Raw genomic sequence first — 26,892 nt, forward strand, 5'->3', positions numbered from 1 at the left:
TTACTCAATCAGCAGAACACTACTTAGGGTAGGTATATGAGACGCGCGAAAATTGTGGCAACTTTCGGCCCGGCTATCTCCAGCTATGACAACACCCTCGCGGTGCTGGAGGCCGGCGTCGACGTTGCGCGTATGAACATGAGCCACGGCGACTACTCCGTGCACGACAACACCTACGAGAACGTCCGCAAGGCTTCCGCCCAGTTGCAGAAGCCGGTGGCCATCATGGCCGATCTCCAGGGACCCAAGATCCGTCTCGGCCGCTTTGTTGACGGACCGCACGAGCTGGCTGTTGGCGACACCTTCACCATCACCACCGAAGACGTCCCCGGAACCAAGGACATCTGCTCCACCACGCTGAAGAGCCTCACCGAGGACGTCAACGTTGGCGACGCTTTGCTCATCGACGACGGCAAGGTAGCCCTGCGCGCCATTGAAGTTGACGACGTCAAAGTTGTTGCCACCGTTACCGTTGGCGGCAAGGTCTCCAACAACAAGGGCATCAACCTCCCCGGTGTTGCCGTCAACGTCCCCGCCCTGAGCGAAAAGGATGAGGACGACCTCCGTTGGGCCCTCAAGCGCGGCGTTGACCTGGTTGCCCTCTCCTTCGTCCGCGACGCAGCCGACATCAAGCGCGTCCACGAAATCATGGACGAAGAAGGCCGCCGCGTGCCGGTCATCGCCAAGATCGAAAAGCCGCAGGCCGTGGACCAGCTCCACGAAATCATCGACGCATTCGACGCCATCATGGTTGCCCGTGGCGACCTCGGTGTTGAACTGCCGCTCGAAGAGGTGCCGATCGTTCAGAAGCGTGCCATTGAACTGGCCCGCCGCTGGGCGAAGCCCGTCATCGTGGCCACCCAGGTCCTGGAATCCATGATCGACAACCCGCGTCCGACGCGTGCAGAGGCTTCCGACTGTGCCAACGCAGTGCTCGACGGCGCCGACGCTGTGATGCTGTCCGGTGAAACCTCGGTGGGGCAGTACCCGATCGAAACCGTCAAGACCATGGCCCGGATCATCGAATCCACCGAGGAGCACGGCCTGGAGCGCGTACCCCCGCTGGGCACCAAGCCCCGCACCCGCGGTGGCGCCATCACCCGTGCCGCTGTGGAAATCGCCGACCAGTTGGACGCCAAGTACATCTGTGCGTTCACCCAGTCCGGCGACTCGGCCCGCCGCCTGTCCCGCCTTCGTCCGGTCAAGCCGGTCTTTGCGTTCACTCCTGTTGAGCACGTCTGGAACCAGCTGGCCCTGACCTGGGGCATCCGTCCGGTGCTGGTCTCCATGGTGGGACACACCGACGAGATGACCGCCCAGGTGGACAAGAGCCTGCTGGACATGAAGCTCGTTGAGGAAGGCGACCTCGTGGTCATCGCAGCCGGTTCCCCTCCAGGACAGGCCGGATCCACCAACTCGCTCAAGGTCCACAAGGTAGGCGACCTCGCCGACACCTCGGCCGTGGATTCCTCACGCAAGGAACCGGTTGGTCCTTGGCCAGAAAAGAAGTCCAAGGCGAAGGCGTAGTCTTCGTTCTTTCGATGGGCAGGTCCCGCCGGGTGGCGGGGCCTGCTTTTCGTTTAAGCCTGACGTTCGTTCGGTACGACGGCGGTTGGTCGGGTTTGGTGTGCTGTGCCCCGGTGCGTAGCGCGCTTCGGCGATTGCCGGCGTCGTGGTTTTGCTTCGGGAGGTGCGACGGTCGCCGGGGTGATTGCCGGCGTCGTGGTTTTTGAACGCAGAAGGGCGGCTTCCGAATCGGAAGCCGCCCTTCGTTGGCTTGGTGCTAGTTGACCTGGTTGATGATGGTCTCAGCGACCTCACGCATGCTCAGGCGGCGGTCCATGGAGGTCTTCTGGATCCAGCGGAACGCCTCGGGTTCGGTCAGGCCCATCTTGGTGGTCAGGAGGCTCTTGGCGCGCTCAACGAGCTTGCGGGTGGCGAACTGCTCCTGCAGGTCTGAAACCTCGTTCTCAAGGGCCTTGATCTCCTCGTGGCGGGAGAGGGCGATCTCGATGGCGGGGACGAGGTCAGCCGGGGTGAAGGGCTTGACGACGTAGGCCATGGCGCCGGCGTCGCGGGCGCGCTCAACGAGTTCCTTTTGGCTGAAAGCCGTGAGCAGGACAACAGGAGCGATACGTGCCTTCACGATCTTTTCGGCTGCGGAGATGCCATCCATTACGGGCATCTTCACGTCCATCAGGACAAGATCGGGCTTCAGTTCTTCGGCCAGTTCAACAGCCTTTTCGCCGTTATCTGCCTCGCCGACGACGTCGTAACCCTCGCCCTTCAGGATCTCGATAATGTCCAGGCGGATGAGGGTCTCATCCTCGGCGACGACAACGCGTCGGGCCGGCTGGGCTGTGGGGGCGGACTCCGTCTGTTCGGTCACGGGATCTCCTTGCAAAGGTTCGGCGGGTTCAAGTCCATCTTAGTGTGGACGCTTCCGGGGCAGGTTTTGTTGCACCCGGCGCGCCCGGTTCTTTGAAACAGCCTATCTGCATGTAGAGTAGTTTCGCGTGCTGGGAACGGATCGCGTTGCTCACAGAAATGTAGCTACTTTCCACCCGGTATCTCCGCGCCCGAGTGGCGGAATTGGCAGACGCGCCGCACTCAAAATGCGGTATCGAAAGGTGTGTGGGTTCGAGTCCCACCTCGGGCACGGCATAACCCCTCGTCAAAGGGGTTTTTGCTTTAATGTGTGGACAATTATTGACACGTCCCTCTGATTGGGAGTCCCGGCTAGTACCTGGCCGCCGGGTGCGGCCTGATCAGTTTGAGTGGGGGAGCGGGCTCAGCGTCCTGGCGTGTGGGCGCTCCGCGTGCTGGGTTGTGGGGTCATTCAGGCCCTCCTTCGTAGGTCTTGCGTCGGCCCCTGTTGGCCGATCACTACTTCATGGTCGGTAGATGTACCGATGACATGACTTTGACCAACATTTCTTAAAGATGTTTCCAGAACCGCTCGGGCCGCACACGGCAAGGACTGCCGGATTGCCGTGGTGGTCCGGCCAAAGGGTGTGTGGACACTGTCCATAATTGAATCTGCTTTTCTATCTGCAGGCTGCTCCTCGGATTTCTTGCTCACATACCTTCATTAGCGGTCGTGCTTTAGACAACATTATTCGCTTTCCGCCCGACGGGTTTGAGCGGCCCCTCCAGGGCCTCGAGTACCTGTTTTCATGTGAAGTCATGGGACTTGTCGACACTGCGACGGGCGGCAGTGATGCTCAACTCGATCAGTCCGCACTGACCAGAATTTCCGTACCGATTGTTGTTCGTGTCGGGCGGTTGATAGTAGAAGTCTCCCTGCAGACGGTGTTGTACGCGACGAAGTGGCTGGCGTCGCCGAGGGGCTTTTCCGGGCTGGCTATGATGCCGGCGAAGATGCGCACGTCGCCAACCCACCGAGGGGCCATTACGCTGGCGATGGTGATGGCAGCGCCGATAAAGCACCGTGGTCTCGCAGCCGGTTCTTGACGCTCACGGCGTTGCGAAGCTCTCCGTATGGAGGAAGGTCCGCTACGGGGTCTTGTTGAACGGTGGGATCGGCGCCGTGTCCAGGCCTGGGAAGCCTGCCAGTTTTGCGAGCAGCAGGCCGGCATGGAGGCTAAGGCGAATGTTTCCGTCGTTGAGGCTGAGGCCAAGAATCTCCTCTGCTCTTCCCAGCCGGTAGTACAGGTTTCCGCGGTGAACGTTTAACTGGCTAATGGTCTGTTGGGCGTCACCACCGCATTGCAGATAGGTCCAAAGCGTCCCGGGCAGCGGGCTTCGGGTGTCCTCAAAGAGGCGGCCCAGGCCAGGATGGATGAGATCGATCCCATCAGTGTTCCATGGAACCTCGGCGAATAGTCTGAGCATGCCCAGGTGGTCCCAATCCCGGTATCCCTCCAGCGGGGCCAGTTTTCGGTCCACGGAGGCGCAGTATTTCGCCTGGCGGTACGAGTCGGTGAGTCCGTCGGCGCCGTGCACGGCGGCCCCGATGCCGATTCCTGCGATTTGCAGGCCATGCCGGGTGGCGACGGCTCGCAGGACCGGAGCGAGTGCGCGCCCTGTTCGTTGCACATCACCGCGAACCGGTGACACCGCCACCAACTCCGATGACCAGGCCGCCGGTATCACGGCCATGCCACCCGAGGCTGTCCCGACATCGGCTGCGAACGATTTCAGTGCCTCGGATGTCACCTCGACCCGTGAAGAGACCACCGCAACACCTTGGGCGACGAGAACGGTGACTGAACTGCCGGAGGCTATGTCATGCCGCCAGAGTGCTTCATCGAGAACAGCTTGACGGTTGGGCACGTCACCGCGCAGCAAGGTCCGGAGGGCCGCTTCGTCGGCATCTGCTCGCTGCTGCGTTTTTTCGTCCCGGCGGAACAGTATCCGGCCGATGACCCGGGCCGCCCTTGCGACGGTTGCATCATCGTCTTCGACCAGGGCTGGTTCGGCGTTGACTAGCCAGACGCGTGCCAACAGTCGGCCGTTGTGACGGATCGGATAGACCACCCGAGGCAGAAGCCCCAAGGCGTTATTTCCTGGAATATGGACTGGTTCGTCAGCGGCATCAAGGTGCCATTGCTTGTAGTAGGCCACCATTTCCGGGGCAATTGTTCGTGCCAGGAGCGCGTCCATTCGGGCCTTGTCCAGAGCCCCGTAGTGGGTACTCACGGCAAGGGGGATGTATCCGGGGGCCTCTATGTAGACCGAGCGGCCGAGTTCGGCGGCCAGGGCCTCAGCCGTGGCCTGTAGTTCATCTTGCATCTATTCCTCGGCGCCGCCGTTGTCCCTCTTGAATGATTCCTGCCCCTCAAGACTAGCCTCACACAGGCGGGTAGAGCCCTTGTCGGCCTTCACCGCCCGGCCACACTGGCGGACACGGATCCCGGCGCCACCGTGCGCTAAAGCCTTGGGACGCCTTCACGACGCCCCCAGAGACCCGTCCGTCCGCGGCGGGGAAGACAGCGCCTCAGCAGGCTTTGATCATTTGTTGAAAGACGGGTCGCGGAGTCGCTACCTGCGTCTAGAGATCGCCGCCGCATACCTCCGTATGCTCTAGATCACTTCCAATCACAACAACTCATACTGAGGAGTCGAACACCATGGAAACGATCGGATTCATTGGCCTTGGCAACATGGGAGGCCCCATGTGCCACCGACTCGCCGAAGCTGGCTACGAGGTGCACGCGTTCGACCTCGATAACACCAAACTCGACGAAGCAGTGGCGCACGGTGCCCATGCAGCCTCATCAGCCGCAGATGCCGCGAGCAAAGCGGACATCCTTCTGACGTCGCTTCCCCGCCCGGATCACGTCGAGGCCTGTTTACGTGGAGGCGGAGTGTTGAAGGCACTGCGCCCGGGCAGCATCTGGGTTGATCTGACCACGAACCGCAAGGAACTGGTTGCTGAACTGGCCGCCGAAGCACCGGAGGCCGTGACGGTAGTCGATTCCCCCGTAACCGGCGCCGTTGACGGTGCCCGTAATGGGCGGCTCACCCTTTTTGCCGGCGGCGCTGACGCCGACCTGCAACGAGTTGCGCCTATCCTCGGGACTCTGGGCACCGTGATCAGTTGCGGTGAACTCGGAACCGGAAACGTCGTAAAACTGGTCACGAATCAGCTCTGGTTCATTCACGCCGCTGCCATCGGAGAAGGCTTTGCCCTCGGCATGCAACACGGCGTCGCCCTCGACGTCCTATACTCAGCCATTCGACAGTCGGTCGGCGACTCCTTCGTCGCGAGCCATGACGCCCCGTCGATCTTCGCCGGACACTACGACCCATCCTTCACTCTTAATCTTTGCCTCAAGGACCTTGGCCTTATAGGGGAACTCCAGGACGCTCTTCCGGAGCTGCCCATGACAGACGCCGCCCGGTACGCCTTTGCCCGCGCCACCGAACGCTATGGTTCCGACGCTGCCGAACTGCATGTTGCCAAGCACATCGAAGACGACGCGGGTCTTTCGTTCCGGCTGGACGGCGAGTGGACCCCGCCATGGGAAGTCTCCGACGCCCACGCTGAACTCGCTGCCGGAAGGTGATTCGATGACCACCACAATCCACAATGTCCTGCAGGACACTCTCAAAGGCTTGTATATCGACGGCGGTTGGCGGCAAGCGTCCGACGGCGGCACCTCCACGGTGCGTTGCCCTGCGGACGGGCGGGAGGTTGCCATCGTGGCATCCGCCACGGCGGCGGACAGTGAGCGGGCCATCGCCAGCGCTCGGGCCGCGTTCGACGACGGCCCTTGGCGGCGGCTCACCGATATCGAACGGGGTGCCGTTCTGCTCCGCGTCGCGGACCTGCTCGAACGTGACAAGGCCATCTACGCAAAGGCTGAGGCCCTCGATACCGGCAAACGGCTGGTCGAGGCGGAGTACGACATCGACGACATCGCCGCTTGCTTCCGCTACTACGGCAAGATCGCAGGCCTGGACGCCGGAAGAGTGATCGACACCGGCAAGCCGAACGCCATCAGCCGCGTGGTTTATGAACCGATCGGCGTCTGCGCCCTCATTGCCCCCTGGAACTACCCGCTTCTCCAAGCGGCCTGGAAGGTGGCCCCGGCTCTCGTCACCGGGAATTCGTTCGTCCTCAAGCCCAGCGAACTCACACCGTCAACCTCCATCCAGCTCATGGAAACCCTCGCAGAAGCAGGTGTGCCTGCCGGCGTCGCGAATCTCGTGACGGGACCGGGTTCGAAGGTGGGCCCACCGCTCAGCTCCGACCCGCGCGTCGACCTCGTCTCCCTGACCGGAAGCCTGGCTACCGGCCAGACGATCATGGCGGCTGCCGCCGAAACGGTAAAGAACATCGCGTTCGAACTTGGCGGAAAGAACCCCAACGTCGTCTTCGCGGACGCTGACTGGGACGCCGCGGTCGACAACGCACTGACCGCGGTATTCCTCCACTCCGGGCAGGTTTGCTCCGCAGGGGCTCGACTGGTTGTGGAGGAGACCATCGCGGAACGCTTCGTAGCCGAGGTAGTGGAACGGGCGAAAAGGATCCGAATGGGCGGACCGTTTGATCCCAACGCCGAGACGGGGCCGCTCATTTCCGCGAAGCACCGCGACCAGGTCCATGCCTACGTCCAGGCCGGAATCGCGGAGGGCGCCGAGCTCCTGTGCGGCGGCTACATCCCAGAAGACGGAGTTCTGGCGGACGGATTCTTTTATCCGCCCACGGTGCTCGGCAACTGCCGCTCCGGCATGAGCGTGCTCTTGGAAGAATCATTCGGACCCGTACTGACCGTCGAGACCTTCGGAACCGAGGCGGAAGCCGTGGCAATCGCCAACGACACCGAATACGGCCTTGCCGGGGCGGTCGGGACCTCAGACGCCTCCAAAGCCCAGCGAGTAGCAAATGCGCTGCGCCACGGTACGGTATGGATCAACGACTTCCACCCTTACGTGCCCCAAGCCGAATGGGGCGGTTTTGGAAAATCCGGCATCGGGCGAGAGCTCGGCCAGGCGGGCCTCAATGAGTACCGCGAAGCCAAACACATCTGGCAGAACCTGACCCCCGCCCCGACCGAGTGGTTCGGTGGAAACCCGCTCTGACCCCATGGCAGGACCAGGCACCACACAGGGTGCAGGGACGACAAAGCTGTCGCCCCTGCATCCAAGGTACCGCCACGCCTATACTCCACCCAGATCAACACGAAGCCCGGTCCTCGACTCGGAGCCGGCCGTCATGCGGGCAGAAAACAGGGCCCACCGACCATCCCGGTCGGACCTGCGCTTTACCAGGACGCGGACCAGACCTTCCCGCAGTCCCACTCCATCGATTTATCACCGCACCTCCACCGCACGCTAATCCGGGCAGGGCCTGAACAGCCCGTCAACGACGACATGCCCGGCCACGCAATTCGCAGTAAACAGCAAGGCAGACCCACTGCTGTTGTTTCAGCCGTCAACTCTGTTCCAGAGCGCCGCGGCCCTCCCACGCACGACAACGTTCTCAGAGTTGTGCTGCATCCAAAAGACCAATGCCTCAAGTGAGGAATGACCAATGCAACTACAAACCTCAACATCTTCCGACGCGGAGGATACGTCAACATCATTCAAACGCCGCTTCCTGTGGAGGCTGGTGTTCGTCCTGGTCGGCGGGATGTTCCTCGACGGCTACATCCTCGGGATCATCGGACCTGTAACCGCCACCATGTCCGCTGACCTCACCCTGTCACCACTGTGGACAGGTTTGATAGCGGCCGCCGCGCTTATCGGCATTTCGTTGGCGCACCGATCGGAGGATGGGCGACTGACAAGTTCGGCCGCAAGACAATGTTCCTCATCGACATGGCCCTGTTCGTCATCGCCTCAGCCCTGCAGTTCTTTGTTGATACAGCCGAACACCTGTTCATCATCCGGCTGTTGATGGGCATCGCGATCGGCATCGAGTACTCCGTCGGGTTCCCCCTGATGGCCGAGTTCTCTCCCATCCGCCTACGTGGCCGACTCATGGCCCTGGTGATGGTGGCCTGGTACGTCGGGTTCATGGTGGCCTTCGTTGTCGGGCACATCCTGGCTACAACAACCGATCTGAACTGGCGTCTCATTCTAGGCACCAGCACCGCCATTGCCGTGATCCTGTTCGTTGCCCGCATCGGCCTTCCAGAGTCCCCACACTGGCTTTGGAACCAAGGACGCCAAGAAGAAGCACTCACTATTGCCCGCCGGTACATGGAGAGCGCCGCAGAGATGGAGGACGTCAGGCACGAGGAAGTGCGGAAGGGCAGCTTCGGGATGTTGTTCTCCCGACAATACTGGCGTTCGACGCTCTTCACGTCCGGTTTCTGGTTCTGCGCTGTGACACCATACTTCGCCATAGCAACGTTCGCGGACAGCGTTCTGGCCCAGTTCGGTGCCGGAGGATTTGCCGGAGGGATCGGTCTGTCGATGCTCGCCGTCGCAGGGGTTGTCCTTGCACTCCTGCTGATCGACAAAGCTGGTCGACGTATCCTTACCGTGCCGCCGCAGTGGATCTGCGGCGTGATCCTCGCCGCGATTGGTCTGTGGGTCGGCGCCCCGCCGGTCGCCATTCTTGCCCTCTTCCTCGCTTTCTCCTTCTTCACCACGATCTACGGCACGATGACCAGCATCTACCCCGGCGAGATCTTCCCGACGGAAATCCGCGGTTTGGGAACGGGCTTCGCCGCAGCAGTCAGCCGGATCGGCGCCGCTCTTGGCACGTTCCTGCTGCCATGGTCCATGACCAACCTCGGCACCACAACTTCCATGCTGATCGCAGCCGCGATCGCCTTCGCCGGCGCCGCGCTGTCCCAATGGCTGGCTCCCGAAACAAAAGGCAAGAGCCTCACCGAGACAGCCGGTGCGATTTCACACTAAACAACAGGGCGGACTGGAAATATCTAGTCACTCAGGGTCCATGTGCCCGTGAATGACGGATATTTCCGGCCCGCCCTTCGTTCAGCAGCGACTTGGTGGACGACTTGGAAACTGCCGGTGCACCGACGCGGCCGTCGTTATGGGACGGCTGTTCACGTTCATAGGGCATCAGCAAGATGCAAATTCTCCGGGAGGTGCGGCAGGCTGCAGGTCAGGTCGATGCATCCAGCCTGCCGCACGAGGGCATCATCATTGCGCCAGCAGCGTGACCGCTTAGCAAAATGGGGGAGCAGTTGCCTGCAGAGCCGGGACGTTCGTGATCCTGTGGGAACCTTTCAGACTCAGGACGGTCCTGTAAGCGTGGATTCGAGTCCGCTGACCAAGACCGTTGCTGAGGAGTCTATGGGTGTTTCGGGCTGTTTTGTGTGTGACCGATCGATGCCGTGTACGCCGGGAGCTTCTCACGGATGCCGTCGGTCATGGCCGGCTCCGGGAAGGCCTGTCCGGCACGACGAACGGAATCGGTGCCGGTACTGATCGTCACCGGCGTCGTCATGCTGTTCAAGTAAGGCCGGTCCGTCGGCAGCGTCTGATCATTCCGGCGCGGTCTCCTGCTTCGTACCGACCCTTACCTGTACGGGCGGTCGTGCGGACCCAGCGGTTGCCAAGGACACCACAAGCAGGGCCACGACAAGATACATCGACTTCAGAACGCCGACATGTTCCCCGAGAAGTCCCAGTAATGGGGGACCGGTCAGGAAAGCCCCATAGCCGAAAGCTGCGACGAAGCTGACGCGCCTTGGGCCGTCGCTGGGATGGTCTGCCGCGGCGGAGAGTCCGATAGGGAAACCCAGGGAGCCGCCCAGCCCCCACAGCGCGGCTCCGACCATTGCGGCAACAGGCTCAGTTGCGAGGACAAAGAGAGTTACGCCGGTTATCCCTAAGGCCGCCAGCGCGATGAGGAGCCTGACGCGGCCGAACCTGTCAGCCAGTGGTCCACCGGCGAACCGGCCAAGAGTCATGGCGGAAACGAAAACTCCATACACGAACGCGCCGCCTGAGGCGTCGAATCCGTGACCTTCGACCGCGCCCAGGCTGATCCAGTCGTTGGCTGAGCCCTCAGCAAAGGCCATGCCGACCATCATGATTCCGAGGAGAATCAAACGGCGGTCCGCGAGCAGGCGGTTGCGGGCCGCCGTCGACTTTTGATCTTTACGGGGTTCCGTTGTGGTTCTTTCGCCTGATTCAGGCGCCGGTATGAACCGCGAAAGGATGATCGCTGTCACGAACGTAAGCACGGCAATAAGGCCGAAGTGCCAGGTGACCGAAAGGCCACCGGCAGATGCCAGGACACCGAGACCAGCTCCGATAATCGTGGCCATACTGAAGAAGGCGTGCATTGACGGCAGAACCGTTTTGCCTAGTTCTCTTTCGACGTTGGCTCCCTCGACGTTCATGAGCACATCGGTAGCCGAATAGGCAACACCGAACAGGGCGATGCCCACCGCCGTCGAAGGCATTGATTGCAGGAACCCGGAGCCGATGCCGGCAAATGCCAGGCCGGCGGCCATTGTGGAAAGCCCAATGAACAGACCGCGGGACATACCTAAACGTGCCAAGAGCCGGGGAGCTGCAACCAGGCCAACAAGGGATCCAGCTGCCAGGCTGAACAGCAACATAGCCACGTCACTGTTGGTGATGCTCAGGTCATCACGAACAGACGGGATACGGGCCGCCCATGTGGCAAAGGCAAGCCCTGGCAGCGTGAAGACACCGAATATGGCATTCCGCCGGCCGATGAGGGCAGTAGATCCCTTCCGGGCTAACCTCCGATGAGCGAGGGTCACTGGGTCCTTCCGGGTTGCAGAGAAGCAGTAGTCTCGGTCTGCGGAGAAGTAGCGTCGTGTTCTGAGGGCCGTGCATAGACCACTGCGCTTAGACAGCGTATGGCGTGTCCTGCTCGGAAGCCGTTGAGGCGGTGCGCCATGGGCTTGCCTCGGCACTCGGTGTGAGGCAAGCCCTTGGAGACCGTGGTTCTCTAGTGTGAGACCGCTGACAAGGACTTCCCCTTGGTTTCCGGTGCCCAAATTTGCGACACGATTGCCCCGACTGCGACCACGCCGGCGAGCATCAGTAGAACTGTCGAGATCCCCAGAGCTTCGATGCCTGCTGGCAGCAGGAAAGTGCCGAGGGCTGCGCCGAGTCGACTGAAAGCGGCGGCAAAGCCGGTGCCGATTCCGCGTACTGCTGTGGGAAACAGTTCGCTTGGATAAACCGAAGTGAGGACGCCATTGACGGCGCTGAGGAGGGAGAACAGCAAGAACAGTACGAGTACCAGCCAGGACGGGGCTGATGACCAAAGCCCCAGCATGAGGAAGATGCCGAGCATGATCCACTGTGGAGGGGCCGTGAGTATCCGCCGCCCAGCCTTGTCGATCAGCAACATCGTGAGGGCAACACCGAGGACAGCCACCATGGAGAGTCCGACGCCTCCTGCCAGTCCGTCGGCGAGTCCGTACTGACTGAGTACGGCACCGGCGAATGTCGAGATGCCGAAGTACGGCAGGACGTTGCAGAACCAGAAGATGGAGATGAAGGCTGTGGATCGTATGTTTTCCTTGGAAAAGATCTCCACGAAACGCACTCGTTCCGCTTCCTGTGAGGCGCGTCCGAAGTCGGCGATGGTTGCTGGGCCGTCCATGTATTTGTGCGCGATGGCGCGGGCCTCGTCCTGGCGACCCTTAGACCATAGCCACCGCGCGGACTCCGGGAGGCCGATTCGGCCGAGCAGCAATGCAACGGCGAGGACGGTGGAGGACCCGAGGATCAGATGCCAGGAGACTCCGATGGCGCTGAGGTAGAAGGCCAGGGCATAGGCAACCATGAATCCGCCGAAGAAGGCGAACTGGTTGATCGACATGAGTCGGCCGCGTGAGCGCGACGGGGCAAATTCGGAAAGCATCGGCCAACTGACTGAGTATTCGCATCCAATGGCCAGCCCCATGACAAAGCGGATGAACATCAGAAGTTCTGCTGAACCAACGAAGAATTGAAGAACGGATGCGACGACAAAGAGTGCGATGTCGATGATGAAGAGGGGCTTACGTCCCCACTTGTCGGTAGCCCAGCCCCCAAGGGGTGCCCCGATGAGCATGCCGATCATGGTCATAGCGGCGAGTAGGCCGACCTGCAGCGCACTGAAGTTAAGTTCGTGCTGGAGAACAGCTGTCACCGGTCCGATGATGCCGAGGATGTATCCGTCCAGGAAGGTCCCCCCGGCCAGGACTGCGAAGAGGCGGGTCATGAATCTCTTCTTGAACCGGGTGTCCTCAACAATTTGCTGTGTTTGTGTCATTGTCTCTCCTTTGAGATCCGCAGCCTGGACCGAGTGAGTTGGCGCTGCCCCCAGAGAATGCCGACGACCGTGTGGGGATTACGCTTCAATATCCTCTGCAGCATTGGCCCCGATCATGCGGGGTTGCTATGGCGGGGTGGCGCATGAGAGCACAGGCAGGCCATTTGTTGTTCGGATGGTCCGCCTGTGCTCTAAGTACTGCGGTTTATCTGTTGTGGTGTTGGTGGCCTGGCGCTATCAGATGGCCGAAAGCAACGGAGCCTTTGGGGAACCTGCCTGCTGGGTTTCTGTGGCGATCAGGCTCATCGCGTCCTGGGCCGCTTGGAGTCCGGTGCCGATGGCCGTTTCCGTGTACATGGTGCCCAGGTAGTCTCCGGCGAGCTTGATGCGTTCGGTTCCCCGGAGAAGGGTGTGCTGAATCTTGCCCCGGCCAGGGAAGCAGTAGGGGGAGCCTTCAGGAAGGCGCCACGTTTCGGCTTCCACGACGGAGTCTCGGAAACCTTCGCCCAGAACTTCATCCATGTCGTTGAGGTGGATGTCGAGGATCTCCTCATCGGTCTTATTGATGAGGGCTGCGCCCTTCGCTCCGGGGGAGAAAACCATGAAGGTAGAGCCAGGCTGGCGTGTCGCTTCGGTTCCGCGCACGATGCTTGACTGGTTTGTCAGGATTGAGAACGAGCGTTTGGGGGCTGCGATGCAGTAGACGTCGTCCCACTTCTTCGGTGTGGTTTCATTGGTCAGCACGGAAGTGACCACGTGGTTGCCGTACTTGATCTCGCCCAAGGCATCCCGCAGGTCCTGCGGAAGGTCCTTTGTCACCTTGTTCGTCACGGTTGCAGTGGTCGCCATGATGACCGTGCGGGCTTCGACTTCGTGCTCCTCACCGTTCTGCCGGTACCGCACAACGACAGAGTCCTTCTTCGGAACGACCTCGAGGACTTCGGCTCCCAGCTGGACACGATCGCCCAAACGCGCCGCAATGGTCTCGGTCAGGGTTGATGGCCCGCCCACGATACCGCGGTTCAAACCGGCGCCAATGCCCAGGACAAGGGAAAAGTAGCCAATACCGGTACCGGCAGTGATCTGATCGACAGAGCCGGTGCAGCGCGTCACTGTGACGTCGAAGATTTCTTCAGCGTCCTGGGGCATGTTCCTGCCGATCCACTCACGGAACGTGACGTCGTTTCGGAAGTCGTAGATTCGCTGCTGGCGTTTGGTAGCTGACTCGCCTGGGCGGACCTTCACCACGTTGATGTACTCCATGATCAGCGATCGAAGGATACGCGCGCCCACAGTAAATGCCGCGATGCGCGAACCCATGGAGATGGGCAGGCGCAGAGGGTAGGTCGCGAGCGTTCCGCGATACAGCGTCTTGCCATTCATGTTGAATCCGGTTAACGAACCCGGGATTTCCACAGCCTCGATGCCAGTCTCGTTGAACAAGGTGTCCGTTGCCGAGCCAGGGCCCGCGTACATGTGGCCGCCCCAGTTGAGCCAGTAAGAACCCCGTCGTTCGGAACGGATTCGCCCTCCAATACGGGGCTGGCTTTCAAGCAGCAGGGTGTCGAAGAAGCGCGAACGCCACGCAGCTGAGAGGCCCGCGAGGCCTCCACCGACGATGACTACATCTTTCATTATTGCTTTCTCATCTTTCCTGAAGGGGCTGGTGCGCTCGCTATGAGCACCATCGAAGCTAATTTCTACTGATGTTGAGATGTGGCCGGGAGTATCCCAGCTGCAGGGATTCATACGAGGCGCTGACGACTTCGTCGACAGTCGGACGCGAATCCAGTAGGTGCGAATGGAGGTTCAGCGGCCCACCTGACTCGGTTTCGTGGTGACGACCTACATCACATTATGGAGTGACTCACAACTCAAGGTCAAGGAGTTTGATCAAATTTCTTGATCAAACTTATAGAACCACGCTGTCGTCGATGGCGGAAGGCAGGCTGGTTGCGGCCAGGCATCGACCTGGCTTGCTGACGTTTGAGGCGTGGCGCGGCGACGCCGGTCCCGTGAGCATCAGCGCGGGGCGGACGGGTCGCCGCAGGGGTGCGGGCGAGAGTGTTCGGGAAGTCTATGATCAAGTTTCTTGATCAAATTTTTCGAAAATGCTTTGTAATGAAAAGGTTCCGGCCTAAGATTGCGCAATGAGATTGGCCCAAATAGAACCCGGGGGACTGGTCGGCGAGCAGGTCTTCGACGCGATCTACACCAGCATTATGAACGGCGATTTTGAAGCCGGACAGAAGCTCCGGATCGAGGAACTCTCCGCGCAGTTGGGGGTAAGCCACATGCCTGTGCGTGAGGCTCTGCGGCGGCTTGAAGAAACGGGTCTGGTGGACAACCCCCCACGGCGCACTGCGGTCGTCAAAGAATTCCATCTCCAGGAACTTCTCCACGTCTATTCGAGCCGCAGGATCCTTGAGGACGCTGCATCCAAGGAGGGATCCCAATCGCTCGCAAGGGGGGATCTCAAAAAGATGCGCGCGGAGCACACCGCACTCAAAGTGGCCCTGCGTGAGGGCCGCATAGCGGACTACCTTGACCACGATGAACGACTCCTCGGCATCCTCTATGCGGCAGCCGGCAACCCCGTCCTGCTGGAGCTGATCCGAAACCTCTGGACCCGCTGCCGTTCCTACAAGATTCTCGGCGTACGTCAGGCTCTCGCGACGGGAGACACCTCCCCATTGTGGCAGTGGCACGAAGAGCTGCTTGCCGCCGTCGCACGCGAAGACGGTGACGCCGTCAGTCGGGTGATCGATGAATCGCTGCTCGCCGCTATCGACCGCATCCGCGGGCGACTGCCCCACCAGGCCGGAAGTTAGCCGCTCCGCAAGCTGGCCGTGCTGGGGCGTCCTTTTGTGGGGCCTTCCCTGACCAGACGGAAGTCGAAAGCAGAGGCCAGGTGACGTTCTTCGGAGTAGGAGACCGGAGACTCCTTTACGTCGTAGTCGACTTGTTTGATGACCAGGACCAACTCGTCGGAAGCGACTCCGAAGACGGGTGCGAGGTCCTCGCCTGCTTCAGAGGGTTCGATTTCGGCGATACCAAAAGCCACGTGGATGCCGCAGACCTCCGACAGGAATGCATACAAGGACACGCCGAGGCTGGCGGAGTTCGGCGGCAGGAGTGCGGCAGGGAAGTAGTCGTGCTCGACTGTGACCGGCCTTCCATCGGAGGAACGCACACGGTAGAGATCCACAACCAGGGCTCCTGTTTCCAGGCCGAGCCGGCTCGCGACATCATCCGTGGCCGAGCTCAGTTGCCATGACATTTCAGCAATACCGGGCGTGTGTCCTCCTGAACTGATGAGCTCGTCGGAACCAACATTCCGGTGGAGGCTGCTGACCAACGGACGGACAGAGTTCACGTACGTACCTGAACCGTGGCGCCGGTCGAGCACACCTTCTTTCTGTAGCTGCGCCAGCGCGCTGCGCACACTGACCCTGCTGACACCAAATAGTGCGGCCAGAGCGGGTTCGGAAGGGAGCCGGGCGCCGGCGCCCCACGTGTCATCGCTGAGAAGCTGGCGTAACCCCAGAAGGGCGCGGCTCGTGGCACTTGGGCTGTTGGCCGGGGGGATAGTTATGTCGACAGTTACAGAAGTGTTCACTGCCTGGGGCTATTCAACGTTTTCTCCCGGACCGCCTGCCCAGACCATCAACACAGGCTCGGTGCCGCGGTTGTGGATCCGGTGGGGAACCCCTGGGGGAAATGAGAGTGTATCGCCGGCGCTCAATTCATACTCGTTTTCGCCGTCGTCCATAACGCCTTCACCTGAAACGCAGTAGAAGATTTCCCACGAATCAGTGTGGCCCGGGTCAACGGCACCGGTCTCTCCAGGGTTAACCAGTGAGCTGCCGAACCACAGGTCCTTGTTGCGCAGGTACTCGCGGCACAGTTCTGGTCCCTCATAGAAAACTTTGGCGTCCGACTGCCGCACGATGGTTGGCTTCGACATAGTGGTAGATCCGTTCTCTCGGTTGGTGCTTACTTGGACAATTGTGGCTCGATGGAGGACGTGCACGGCGGGCAGGTCCGCATACCCCATGACTGGGCTGTGCGTACCCTTGGTCAGCAAACGCCGGCGGGCTCAAAATCCTGCGATTCCAGGCTCTGCAGAATGTCGCCTACGGCCGACTCCACGAACTCCGAAGCATCAATGACATCGCCTTCAGAGCCGTGTATGATCCGCGAGGAAGTGACGGGAGCCGAGCAATATCCGAAAGTTCCCTCGTTAACGGACGTGTGCATGGCATCCAGGAAACCACGCTTTTCGTATCGTTCAAGGCTGCTCGCGCCGAGCCCAACGAGATGGATTTTCTTGCCAACCAGAGCAAGGCCGCGGGCGTCCTCTTCGAGCCCTTGGCCCCACGCCCAGCCGATGCTGAAGACTCGCTCGATCCAGCCCTTGAGCAGCGCCGGGATGCCCCACCAGTAGATGGGGTAAACAAAGACAATAGCGTCGGCGCGGCCGACTCGTTCCTGTTCCCGCTGGACGTCGGCGGGCAGGGGCGACTCAAGACGGTAAGCGCTGAGATCTTCTTTCGAGAAGGCAGGAGCGAAGCCCTCCGCGCTCAAATCGGCCACTTCCACGGTGTGGTGGGCAGAGACTCTTCCGGCGATTTCGCGGGCGATGGAAGCCGTCAATGATTCGGGGGCAGGATGAGTGAGGACGATAAGAACATGCATTGTGGTTGCCTTTGGTTCGGGATTCATGTCATGCCCACTTGCTGGCTGCCGGGGCCATATTGAGCTCACCGACGGTAGCCAGCCGGGGATGTGGGCGACTTGGATAGTGGTCGAGCAGCGATGGCCCGGATCGGTCTGCTTGAGTCCGCCCCGGGCCACCACACTCCTGATACTGCTAGCGAATTCTCAGAGTGCCCACTTGCAGGTAATCGCAGACGACCTGCACGAGTCCGGCATAATCGCCTTCCTTGATGAGCCAGTGATGGCCGACGCCTTCGTTGATCGCCGTGTCCATGATCTTGCTGGGCTTTTCGTTGAAGCGCAGCTTGGCGTAGAGCCGGATGCCGGCAGCATCCCACTCTTCCTGGCTTGCTTTGACTGTCGACGCGTTTGCCACAAGCATCTTGTACTGCCCGGCGGACCCAACCAGGCTGCAGACGGTTACCTTCTCCATCGGTTTGGCCCTGAAGCACACCTGGGTACCGTCGTCTCCGAGCTGTTCGACGCGGACTTCATTGATGTCTTCAGCGTAGGCCGTCGCGGTGCTGCCTTCGTGGGCGAAATTGAAGTGGTTGTTCTCGTCGTCGAAGTTTCCGGCTTCGGCCAGGATTGTTGCGTTGGCAACCTCATCGCCGGCTGCTGCCGTATTCAGTACGTATTGAACCACGGCGCCGCTGAGATCGCCCTCCGTCTCGACGACGAGCCCTTCATCACCCAACCAAGAAGCCGCAAGGTTCAATAGGCCTGAGTACCGCGGGTAGCACTCGCCGACGACGACGTCCAGTTTGTACTTCTCCACGATTGCCTTGGTGCCGAGGTACACCTTGGCAGACCAGAGAAGGGTTTCGTCATTTGCGTTGACCTTGCCGGTGCGGGAAGCGAGTTCCTCAAGGACGTTTCGTGCCTGGTCGTCGGAGACTTCCTGCGCGATATCGGTGATTTCCTCCATCTCCAGATGGACGATGGTGGTGCCGAACTTCTTGGAAAACTCCCATTCCTCGTTCACCATGTCCATGGCACCGGCGATCCGCCAGTAGTTGCGGGGACCAACCAGGGCCACGCGGGCATTTGCGAGTCTGTCGAGAATGTGTCCTGCCTTGGCCACAAGGACAGCCTTGTTGACGGCCGCTTCGTCGTAGGGCAGGCCGTACACATACTGGAAGGGGATGTTCTGAAGCTTGAGGATCGAGCTGAAGTGCTGAACGCAAGCGATGGAGAGCGTTTCGGGATACGGCGTCGCCCAGTACAACGTGGGCAGTCCCAGTTCCTGGGTGAACAGGTATTTGAGCGAGTCGCTCTGCCAGGTCGCATCGACTATTGCCAAAGATGTGATTCCGGAATTTTTGAACTGGTCGCAGATTGCGAGGGCGTCAGCGACGTTCTCCACAGAACGCTCGCCCGAGACCACTTCGATGCCGGCTTCGGTCAGCGATTGCTTGGTGGCAGCCAGCAAACCGTCACAGCGATCGCCGCCAAGTTCGTAGCGGCTGACAAGTACTACAAGCCCCATCTTGGGTGCCATTTGTTGTTCCCTTCCTCAGGTACCGTGTTCATTTTGAGCTGAATTCCAGAGTTTCAGTGGTTCCACCACACTTTGTGCGGTTGCCCACCCAGGTTCCCCAAGTCGCTGGCTCGCTGTGCCTGTTTAATTGTTTCTGCCGGCCAGAGCGAGTGTCCCGGTGGTGGATAACATCGCGCCCGGGACTCGGCCCTCGATCAATTCGGCAGGCTGCCGAACTGCGTGCTGGCCAAACTGGCAGCGTGTGATCCAACGGTATGGATCCCACAAATTGGTCAGTCACAGTTCCCAACTTGTCCACGTCAACCGTCGACGTCGGACCTTGCGTTAGGCGGTTTACCACGGGGCGAAACCCTGGGGGTCAGCTAAGTGGTCCGCTTTCGATAAAAAGTTGTAGGACAACAGGTCCTAAACGACTTTCACATATCCGCAACGACGTGTCAAGGGATGCCCGGCCGGCCGAGATCGGACGCCTCAACCCTGGGCTGGCCGCGGCGACTGTGCGCTGCCTTCGACCCCAGACCGACGAGGGGCGGGTCATAACCGGTTAGACTCCTTCACGCCTTGCGACCTCTGCCGACGTAACGAAGCAGCGGAGTAGTATTGGCCGTGTGACAACTTTGTATTCGTAGCCTCTGTTGTATTACATCTGAGCTGCTGAAATTAACATTCGGCCATTTCGGAATCGCCCTTCCCCTGACCGCACGGATGCCAAAAGATAGCCTCTGCATTCAAACCCTGGGACCTTGCCTGTGGACCACCAGCGGCAAGCGACGGCACAGTATCATTGAGATTTTTGGCGGGCCGAGCGGCGAACCGTTGTAGTTGTCGTCCCTCGTGCGAATCGACGCAGTTCAGCAGCTCCGGCCGGCTCAGGACCTGTCCGGTTTCCGCGCGACTCCTACCAGATATCGCCCATTTGGTACCCAAAGGGGAATGGGTCGGTGTCGTCCAGGACCCACTTGGAGAACCCGGTCACCCACGCCTGCATTGTAATTTCCGGGACGATCGCATCGTAGTCGCCGATTTTCGTTGTCTCTGCGATCCTCAGTGTGTTCTGGATGCCGCAGAGGCTTTCGTTGAGGTATTCCTCGCCCACCTTAAGGTTGCCGCGAGCGTGCTCAATCGCAAGCATGCTGCTGCCCCCCGTTCCGCACGCATCGCGGGCAATTGTGCCTGAGAGGCTCTCCGGGCGTTCCCAACTGAGCAGGTCTGGGTACGAGATCATCCCAGTCGCGTTGACTATGTGCCTGGTCGGAACCTTGTCGTCCAGGGTCTTCGTGATAAAGCTGGTGACGACTTGGTTGTCCCTTGGATCAGCCATGTCGGGATGATCCACTGGCAGTTGCTCCCTGGACGCCAAGATCAGCTTTGCAGACAGTTCGCCAAGGGCCCGAGCATGCTTCTGTGTCAGATCGAGGCCTTCGAACTGTGCGATGTCAGCTTGCACATAGAACTGTCCGCCGTATGCGATATTGACGACGACTTCGCCCACGCCGGGTATTTTGAGCGTTGCGTCCTGGTGGGCAACGAAGCTCGGTACTCCCAGGAACGTTACGCTTTCCACTTTGTTATCAACGCAGTGGGCTCGTGCCCTGGCAAGGCCCCCTGGTGCTTCCAAGACGACGTCCGTATAGGGGTACTTCATAGGAATAATTCCTGTTTCGAGGAGTGCTGTGACCACGCAACCGACGTTGCCGCCTGACATGGTGCTGTAGCCGAAGGGTTCAAGAATCAGGAATCCAACATCCGCTTCGGGATGGTTGGAGGGCACGATGATGTCGACGCAAACTGGCGGGTATCCACGCGGTTCGTGGATCAGTAGCTTCCTGAGCTGGTCATCATTGTCCCGCAGCCAGCACATTTTGTCATACACGGTCTGGCCGGGAATGCTCAGAATCCCTGTTCCGCCCGTGACGATCCTGATCGGTTCCCCGCTGTGTGTCTCGATGCAGTCGTACATTCGTTGAAACTTCATTCAGCAATGTCTCCTTCTTACGGTCCTGCTTCGGGTAAGGCAAGCACGCAACTCAGCGCCCTTGAAGAGATCTTAAACACACTCCATAGTTGTAATACAACCTCTTGACGTCAGGCACATCTTGGTTCAATATGGTGGACGTAGGAAGAAATCTTGCTGTTCGCAGACTGCAGTGGTTTTTCCAAAAGCCTTGTAAGTCTTGCTGTTCCGCGAGACCTGAACACTTGAGGCCGGCACAACAAATTCCGCTGGCTCGCCCTATTGGAGGAGATTCATGACCCCGAAGCTTACCGGCGTTCTTACCCCGCTTGTCACGCCTTTTGGCGCTGACGGCCAGATAGACGAGAAGCAGCTGCGAGCCGTGGTGGACCGCAACATCGAAGGGGGCGTTCATGGCATTGTGGCCAATGGAACCAGTGGCGAGTTCCAGACGCTGACTAATGCCGAACGCCGTTTCGTGGTGGAAACCGTAGTGGATCAGGCCGCTGGTCGGGTACCCGTGGTGGCGCAGACTGGCGCGCTGACTACCGAAGAAGCAATCGAACTGACGCGTCATGCACAGGAGGTTGGGGCCGACGTAGCCATGGTGATCGCCCCCTACTTCGACCCGCTGGCCCTGGACGCCGTCAAGGCCTACTACCGTGCGGTGGCCGAGAGCGTGGACATCCCGGTCATGCTGTACAACATTCCGTTCGTCACCGGCGTCAATCTTCAGGCGGACACTATCCGCGAGCTGGCAGAGCAGTGCCCGAACATCAAGTACGTGAAGAACACCAGTGCGGACATGGCTCAGTCGGTCCAGTTCATCCATGAACTGGGCGACCTGGTTGAAACCATTGTTGGGTGGGACACCCTCGCCCTGGCCTGCTTCGTTGAAGGCGCAGGCATCATGGCAATCACGGCGAACGTGGCCCCCGCCCAGATGGTGGCTGTCTACAACGCGGTTCAGAACAAAGACCTCGATCGGGCTCGGCAGCTGTGGAATGACCTGTATCCGTTCGTGACAGGAATTGACACCGAACCCTTCATTGCTGCCACAAAGTTCTGCCTCGAATCGGTCGGCGTCCCGGTTGGTGGTACGCGCATTTCCACTGCCCCCATTTCCGATTCGGGCAAGGAATTCCTTTCGAAACTGGCCGCCCACGCTCTTACACTGCCCGGCGCCTGAGTCCGTCCAAAGCAACGTGATGGGTGGCCAGGCGATGCCTGGCCACCCATTTCTGTATGGTTCACAGCCTCGGACCGTCACTGCGAGTCATGCAATGGCCGCCACTGGTTACGGGCCGTACCTGCCGCGCTGGACGAGATGGTTGTCTCATAAGTCAGTTCGAGCAGGCACCCACTCCGTGGAGCCCTAGCTTGCCGATGGCACGAAGGGGCCTTGGCGCACTAGCTGAAAATCAAAAGCACTGGCCAGATGTTGCTCCACCGAGTAGGACACCGGTCGCTCGTTTGGGTCATAGTCGACCTGGCGAATAATCAGGCATAGTTCGTTCGCCGGTACGTTGAAGACTTCCATTAGGGCTTCGCCTACGAAAGCGGGCTCAAGGGTTGCGATACCGAAGGCAACTTCGATGCCGCAGACCTCCGAGAGGAATGCGTAAAGGGAGGGACCCAAGCTGATGGTTTCGTGTGGAAGAAGGGCTGCGGAGAAATAGTCGTGTTCGACCGTGACCGGGATGTTGTCGGAAGTACGCACCCTGTATAGGTCGATGACCGGGTCACCAACGTTGATCTGCAATCTCTCGGCCAGTTCCTCGTCTGCGGGCATCTGCTGCCATGACATCCCCGCTATTCCGGATACATGACCACGCGAGCGTATGAGCTGATCCGAGCCTACGTTGCGGTGCAGACTGCTGACGAGGGGACGGATCGAGTTGACGTAGGTTCCAGACCCGTGCCTGCGACTTACCAGGCCTTCCGACTGCAGTTCCGCGAGAGCGGCGCGAACACTGACCCGACTCACTCCAAGCTCCTCGGCAAGGGCTGGCTCAGACGGAAGGCGCTCCCCGGCAGCCCAGGACCGGGCAGCCAAACGTTGACGTAGCGACTGGGCCGCTCTCGCGCTGGCGCTCGGGCGGCCGTTGGTTGACGCCGTTTCAATCTCGACGTCAGAAGATTTTGAGCTCGACATGTCCTACAGCCTACCTCTATGTCGGACATATTGTCCGGCATTTATGTTTTCTCCGACATAAAAGACCGACTTAACGGACTGCTCGTGATACGCGACGCGGCCGCACTTCCAATGTGTTGAAAGACAGCGTCTAACTGGGAGTCGCAGCGGCGCCACTGGTCCAAGCGGTCCGCATCAGCAAAAGCTCGGTGCCTCATTTGCGCCGCCGGGGTGCCCGGGTGCGTCGACTAAACGTCTACGATCTGCGCTCGGCCACCATGTCACACATGCGTGGTTCAGAACTACAACTACGGATGCACCACCGCCATCTTGACAGTAAAAACCTCTGGGAATATAGTCAAAGTCATTCCAAGTTGTACTACAACTTGTCTCACAACCAAACACATTTGAGTGCATGCGCGTTTTCGGCACCGAAGCAAGGGAATCCTCCACAGGCAGCAATCTCTGCCGGTTGAGCCCGCTGACAACACTTCTTCCTGCATGCGATCACCGGCGTCCGGGCACCCCCTTCGCCGTACTCGACGTGATCACCGGCGGCCCCCAATGCCTTTACCCCGTGGCATGACTCTGACGCCTGCTTCAGATCCAGGTGGACCGCGCGTGCGGGGGCGTGCGACTCACCCAGGCACGCACTCTCACAACAGGACCTCAGTCCTGCAGCGCACAACAGATTAGGACTCCGATGAAGCCTGAAGTAATTGTCATGCTCACCCACAACGACATCACCGTGCCGAATGCCCGCGAAGTTTTCGCCGAAAGCGCCGATCTACCCCTTCAATTCTGGGGATTCAAGGATGCCGGCGTCACGTCGGTCGAGGCTCGGAGGCTGGTCGATGACCTGAAAGCCGCCGGGAAGACCGCCGTCTTTGAAGTGGTGACTTTTGAGGAAGAACTGCTGCTCGATGCTGCCCGCCTCGCCGTGGACTGCGGCTTCGACTACTTCACGGGTTCTTCGTATTCAGAGGCCGTTCGGGACATCGTTCAAGATGCCGGCATGAAGTACCTGCCCTTCAGCGGCGCCGTTGGCGGGTCTCCCATTGAACTGCACGGCGAGCAGGGCGAGATCGTCGACGACTCTGCGCGCATCGTCGACAACGGTGCGGATGGAATCGACCTTGTAGCCTACCGTTACAGTGACGGCGATCCTGTCGCACTCGCCAAGGCGACGATCGAGCGGGTAGGCGCTGAAAAGGTCGTTGTAGCGGGCAGCATTAATTCTGTGGAGAGGATCCGCCTCATGCAGGAGATCGGCCCGTCCGCCTACACAATCGGCGGCGCGTTGTTCGAAGGTGCGTTTGTTGAAGGTGGATCGTTCCGCGACAACCTGCAGCAAGTGATCGGGCTCAGCGCCTCAGTGACAGGAAAGGTCAAATGACAAAGCTAATCCTGGGTGTCGACGTCGGCACCTCTGCCATCAAAGCCGCTCTATTTGACTCAGAGGGCACAGAGGTCGGCAGCCATTCTGAAGAGTATTCGCTCCTCACCCCGCGAGCCGGTCATGTCGAGCTGGAACCTGCCACGTACTTAAGTACCTTCGCCACAGCGGTTCGTGGGGTTCTTGAGCGGAGTGGTACCTCTGCTGACGACCTGCTGGCCCTGGGGCTGTCGGCCCAAGGTGAGACCCTTCTGACGCTCGACGATAGCCACCAGCCGGTGGGACGCGCGATCGTTTGGATGGATAACCGGGCAAGCGCAGAGGCAGATGAGATCGAGGCGCATTTCGGCCGATCGGTCATCCAACAAACGACCGGCCAAGTAGCAATGGACGCCATTTGGCCGGCAGCGAAGATCCTGTGGATCAAGCGCAACGACCCTTCAAGATTCGCGCAAACATCGAAGTATGCGCTGCTCAAGGATTACCTCGTTGAGCGGCTCACCGGGCAACTTGTCAGCGAGGATTCCCTTCTTTGTTCGACGATTCTGTGGGACATCAACACCAGGGAGTACTGGCCCGGAATGCTGGACTACCTCGGTATCAACGAGATCCAGCTTCCCGCGATTGCTCGACAAGGGGAGATCGTGGGTACCGTGACAGCCGAGGCCGCCACGGAGCTCGGTCTCCCCGCCGGACTACCGGTCTCAGTGGGTGGCCTGGATCAGGCGTGCGGGGCACTGGGAATTGGCAACGCGTCACCTGGCATTTTCTCTGAAAGCACCGGTTCCGCGTTGGCGTCCGTCACGATTGTCGAAGGTCTGTCACTGGATCCCGAAGGACGCGTACCTTGCTTCCCTGCCGCCGTTCCGGGACAGTACATGCTCCACAACTTCTCCACCGGTGGAATGGTCATGAGGTGGTATCGGGACGAGTTCTGCCCCGCGGAACGCCAGATCGAAGAGATCGCGGGAGTCAACGCCTACTATCTCATCGACCAAGAGGTACTGCAGGTTGAGCCCGGAGCCGACGGCCTGCTGATGCTGCCGCACCTCCAAGGGTCGGGCCCGCCGGACCTGGACCCGTACGCGCGCGGCGCAATCGTGGGGATCACCCTGGCGCACAAAAAACAGCACGTCTCGCGAGCCGTCATGGAAGGTATCGCCATGGTCTTGCGACGCATGATCGAGTCGACAACCGTCCTCGGGGTCCACGTTGACGAAATCATCTCGCTCAGCGGCGGATCGAAGAGCGATGCCTGGTGTCAAATCAAGGCTGACGCCACGCAGACCACTGTTCGTACCCTTCAAGACGCGGAGAGCGCGGCCTGTCGGGGAGCCGCAATTATCGCCGGAGTCAATGTGGGCTTGTGGGACTCCATCCATGAAGTTGCCGGCCGCGGAGTTGAATTCGCGCGGACCTTTACACCGAACCCTGCATACGCTGAGACTTACGATCGACTCTTCGAACGCTACGTCGCTGTTCAGGCGGCCCTGGCTCCGCTCTACCGCAGTGTTGACGACAGTACGTTGGCGACTGCCTAAGCCAGACCGAGGGCACGGGAATGACAAAGGAGGACGCGCAGGTGCGCGTCCTCCTTTGTCATGTCAGCTGTCAGCTCTCCAGTAGCCGCTCCCAGCGCTCCAGCTGGATGTGCCCGTGAGTGCGGTCGCCGGCCTTTGTTCCAGAGTGGGCAGGGGCACACAGTGCCGTCCCGACGGTAAAAGTGGTTCTTCCTGGATACTAAGTTGTCTGATTTAGACGTTTCAAGATGGGGCTTATCTATGGCTGACTTCGCTAGCAGAATGCGGAGAATGTAGGGGCAGCGAAGTCGCGCAGATCCAAGAGGACTAATAGAATCCAAAAAGTGATCTTATTTGTGCTCAAAATCGTAGACAACTTACGTGATCCATGGCACAGTGAATATTGAAGGTGCTCCACTGAGACAGTCGGAGCGGGCACCGAGCACTGTGCGGAAGACGATCACACGATGTCGTGTCCTTCGCCCTCCGTGTTTTGAATGAGCCGCGTTCTCGCCCAACCCCAACAGATCAACCGTCGGGCGCAGGACCGACGCCAGGACCCGCGGGTCCGCTATTCGAAGGAAACGAAAATGGGCCTAAGTTTTGGCACGAAAGCTCCCCCCACGGCTCTCACCGGCGAGGTCGAGGTGGCCGGGCTGGGTAAGAAGTACGGGGTCATCCAGGTCTTGAAGGACGTGAACCTGTCCATGGCCGAGGGTGAGGTGGTGTCGATCATCGGGCCTTCCGGCGCTGGTAAGTCCACGTTCCTGCGGTGCTTGAACTACCTCGAAACCCCGTCCGAGGGCACCATCGCGATCGGCGGCGCGAAGGTAGTCGCTGGCGGGGCGAGGCTGCCGGACAAGGCCAGCCTTGATCACCTGCGCCGGGTCACGGGCATGGTGTTCCAAAGCTTCAACCTCTTCCCGCACCTGACCGTGATGGAAAACATCACCCTCCCGCAACGGAAGGTGTTG

22 protein-coding genes, 1 tRNA gene and 1 pseudogene are annotated in these 26,892 nt (G+C 60.1%); 11 read left to right on the plus strand and 13 right to left on the minus strand.

All coding sequences use genetic code 11. The features are described from left to right. The first annotated feature begins 36 nt into the window (after window positions 1–36). A complete protein-coding gene (gene pyk / locus ACIQTZ_RS17910) occupies window positions 37–1,527 on the plus strand; it encodes a pyruvate kinase (RefSeq protein WP_400334458.1) in 1,491 nt (496 codons plus the stop codon). 256 nt (window positions 1,528–1,783) lie between these two features. On the opposite strand, the gene ACIQTZ_RS17915 is transcribed toward pyk, so the two are convergent. After that, entirely contained in the window at window positions 1,784–2,389 is a 606-nt protein-coding gene (locus ACIQTZ_RS17915) for an ANTAR domain-containing response regulator (RefSeq protein WP_400334456.1), read from the minus strand. A 188-nt stretch (window positions 2,390–2,577) separates the two neighbouring features. On the opposite strand from ACIQTZ_RS17915, the gene ACIQTZ_RS17920 reads away from it, so the two are divergent. Both ACIQTZ_RS17920 and ACIQTZ_RS17925 read left to right on the plus strand, forming a co-directional pair. Beyond that, window positions 2,578–2,659 (plus strand) — tRNA-Leu (locus tag ACIQTZ_RS17920). A 374-nt stretch (window positions 2,660–3,033) separates the two neighbouring features. Further along, window positions 3,034–3,474: a hypothetical protein gene (locus tag ACIQTZ_RS17925; protein WP_402982611.1), complete on the plus strand. Its 441-nt coding sequence runs from the start codon at window positions 3,034–3,036 to the stop codon at window positions 3,472–3,474. Between the two features lie 42 nt (window positions 3,475–3,516). On the opposite strand, the gene ACIQTZ_RS17930 is transcribed toward ACIQTZ_RS17925, so the two are convergent. After that, the gene (locus ACIQTZ_RS17930) at window positions 3,517–4,755 is read right to left on the minus strand and encodes a PucR family transcriptional regulator (RefSeq protein WP_402982613.1); all 1,239 of its coding nucleotides are present in this window, start codon (window positions 4,753–4,755) and stop codon (window positions 3,517–3,519) included. 338 nt (window positions 4,756–5,093) lie between these two features. Between ACIQTZ_RS17930 and ACIQTZ_RS17935 the strand changes: the two genes are divergently transcribed. The 3 genes from ACIQTZ_RS17935 (at window position 5,094) to ACIQTZ_RS17945 (ending at window position 9,339) form a co-directional block, all read left to right on the plus strand. Then, window positions 5,094–6,032, plus strand: a complete 939-nt coding sequence (locus ACIQTZ_RS17935) for an NAD(P)-dependent oxidoreductase (protein WP_402982614.1) — start codon at window positions 5,094–5,096, stop codon at window positions 6,030–6,032. A 4-nt stretch (window positions 6,033–6,036) separates the two neighbouring features. Then, window positions 6,037–7,551: an aldehyde dehydrogenase family protein gene (locus tag ACIQTZ_RS17940; RefSeq protein WP_402982616.1), complete on the plus strand. Its 1,515-nt coding sequence runs from the start codon at window positions 6,037–6,039 to the stop codon at window positions 7,549–7,551. A gap of 630 nt (window positions 7,552–8,181) precedes the next feature. Next, on the plus strand, window positions 8,182–9,339 hold the full coding sequence (locus ACIQTZ_RS17945; protein WP_402982618.1) for an MFS transporter: 1,158 nt from the start codon (window positions 8,182–8,184) through the stop codon (window positions 9,337–9,339). 400 nt (window positions 9,340–9,739) lie between these two features. Here ACIQTZ_RS17945 and ACIQTZ_RS17950 read toward each other — a convergent pair whose 3' ends face one another. From ACIQTZ_RS17950 to ACIQTZ_RS17965, 4 genes are all read right to left on the minus strand, one after another. Next, window positions 9,740–9,883, minus strand: a complete 144-nt coding sequence (locus ACIQTZ_RS17950) for a hypothetical protein (protein WP_402982619.1) — start codon at window positions 9,881–9,883, stop codon at window positions 9,740–9,742. Window positions 9,884–9,932: 49 nt separating this feature from the next. Next, window positions 9,933–11,342, minus strand: a complete 1,410-nt coding sequence (locus ACIQTZ_RS17955) for an MFS transporter (RefSeq protein WP_402982621.1) — start codon at window positions 11,340–11,342, stop codon at window positions 9,933–9,935. Between the two features lie 35 nt (window positions 11,343–11,377). Continuing rightward, window positions 11,378–12,694 carry an MFS transporter gene (locus ACIQTZ_RS17960; protein ID WP_402982623.1) on the minus strand — a complete coding sequence of 439 codons (1,317 nt, stop codon included), beginning with the start codon at window positions 12,692–12,694 and terminating at the stop codon, window positions 11,378–11,380. Between the two features lie 237 nt (window positions 12,695–12,931). Continuing rightward, window positions 12,932–14,329 carry a protoporphyrinogen/coproporphyrinogen oxidase gene (locus ACIQTZ_RS17965; protein WP_402982624.1) on the minus strand — a complete coding sequence of 466 codons (1,398 nt, stop codon included), beginning with the start codon at window positions 14,327–14,329 and terminating at the stop codon, window positions 12,932–12,934. 515 nt (window positions 14,330–14,844) lie between these two features. Between ACIQTZ_RS17965 and ACIQTZ_RS17970 the strand changes: the two genes are divergently transcribed. Continuing rightward, window positions 14,845–15,525 (plus strand): GntR family transcriptional regulator, encoded by a 681-nt coding sequence (locus ACIQTZ_RS17970; RefSeq protein WP_402982626.1) that lies wholly within the window; start codon window positions 14,845–14,847, stop codon window positions 15,523–15,525. Here ACIQTZ_RS17970 and ACIQTZ_RS17975 read toward each other — a convergent pair. The 6 genes and pseudogenes from ACIQTZ_RS17975 to ACIQTZ_RS18000 all read right to left on the minus strand — a co-directional run bounded on the left by ACIQTZ_RS17975 (window position 15,522) and on the right by ACIQTZ_RS18000 (window position 20,889). Next, window positions 15,522–16,070: a GntR family transcriptional regulator gene (locus ACIQTZ_RS17975; RefSeq protein WP_402982646.1), complete on the minus strand. Its 549-nt coding sequence runs from the start codon at window positions 16,068–16,070 to the stop codon at window positions 15,522–15,524. The genes ACIQTZ_RS17970 and ACIQTZ_RS17975 overlap by 4 nt on opposite strands. A gap of 9 nt (window positions 16,071–16,079) precedes the next feature. Then, window positions 16,080–16,313 (minus strand): annotated as a pseudogene (locus ACIQTZ_RS17980) (GntR family transcriptional regulator); the annotation flags it as partial. Between the two features lie 9 nt (window positions 16,314–16,322). Further along, window positions 16,323–16,661 carry a cupin domain-containing protein gene (locus ACIQTZ_RS17985; protein ID WP_402982628.1) on the minus strand — a complete coding sequence of 113 codons (339 nt, stop codon included), beginning with the start codon at window positions 16,659–16,661 and terminating at the stop codon, window positions 16,323–16,325. A 113-nt stretch (window positions 16,662–16,774) separates the two neighbouring features. After that, complete coding sequence (locus ACIQTZ_RS17990; RefSeq protein WP_402982629.1) at window positions 16,775–17,392, minus strand: NAD(P)H-dependent oxidoreductase; 618 nt, start codon at window positions 17,390–17,392, stop codon at window positions 16,775–16,777. A gap of 175 nt (window positions 17,393–17,567) precedes the next feature. Further along, window positions 17,568–18,914: a hypothetical protein gene (locus tag ACIQTZ_RS17995; RefSeq protein ID WP_402982631.1), complete on the minus strand. Its 1,347-nt coding sequence runs from the start codon at window positions 18,912–18,914 to the stop codon at window positions 17,568–17,570. An 898-nt stretch (window positions 18,915–19,812) separates the two neighbouring features. Beyond that, window positions 19,813–20,889 carry a proline racemase family protein gene (locus tag ACIQTZ_RS18000; protein WP_402982633.1) on the minus strand — a complete coding sequence of 359 codons (1,077 nt, stop codon included), beginning with the start codon at window positions 20,887–20,889 and terminating at the stop codon, window positions 19,813–19,815. A gap of 274 nt (window positions 20,890–21,163) precedes the next feature. Here ACIQTZ_RS18000 and ACIQTZ_RS18005 point away from each other — a divergent pair, with 274 nt between their 5' ends. Then, window positions 21,164–22,057, plus strand: a complete 894-nt coding sequence (locus ACIQTZ_RS18005) for a dihydrodipicolinate synthase family protein (RefSeq protein ID WP_402982634.1) — start codon at window positions 21,164–21,166, stop codon at window positions 22,055–22,057. 186 nt (window positions 22,058–22,243) lie between these two features. Here ACIQTZ_RS18005 and ACIQTZ_RS18010 read toward each other — a convergent pair whose 3' ends face one another. Beyond that, window positions 22,244–23,023 carry a GntR family transcriptional regulator gene (locus ACIQTZ_RS18010; RefSeq protein ID WP_402982636.1) on the minus strand — a complete coding sequence of 260 codons (780 nt, stop codon included), beginning with the start codon at window positions 23,021–23,023 and terminating at the stop codon, window positions 22,244–22,246. 682 nt (window positions 23,024–23,705) lie between these two features. On the opposite strand from ACIQTZ_RS18010, the gene ACIQTZ_RS18015 reads away from it, so the two are divergent. From ACIQTZ_RS18015 to ACIQTZ_RS18025, 3 genes are all read left to right on the plus strand, one after another. After that, on the plus strand, window positions 23,706–24,398 hold the full coding sequence (locus ACIQTZ_RS18015; RefSeq protein WP_402982638.1) for a hypothetical protein: 693 nt from the start codon (window positions 23,706–23,708) through the stop codon (window positions 24,396–24,398). Further along, window positions 24,395–25,939, plus strand: coding sequence for an FGGY-family carbohydrate kinase (locus ACIQTZ_RS18020; protein ID WP_402982639.1), 1,545 nt, complete (start codon window positions 24,395–24,397; stop codon window positions 25,937–25,939). The genes ACIQTZ_RS18015 and ACIQTZ_RS18020 overlap by 4 nt, the downstream gene beginning before the upstream one ends. A gap of 569 nt (window positions 25,940–26,508) precedes the next feature. Beyond that, window positions 26,509–26,892, plus strand: a 384-nt coding sequence (locus ACIQTZ_RS18025; RefSeq protein ID WP_402982641.1) for an ATP-binding cassette domain-containing protein, incomplete at its 3' end; no start/stop codon positions are given.

Source organism: Paenarthrobacter sp. NPDC090520 (genome assembly GCF_044769205.1).
Lineage (GTDB): Bacteria > Actinomycetota > Actinomycetes > Actinomycetales > Micrococcaceae > Arthrobacter.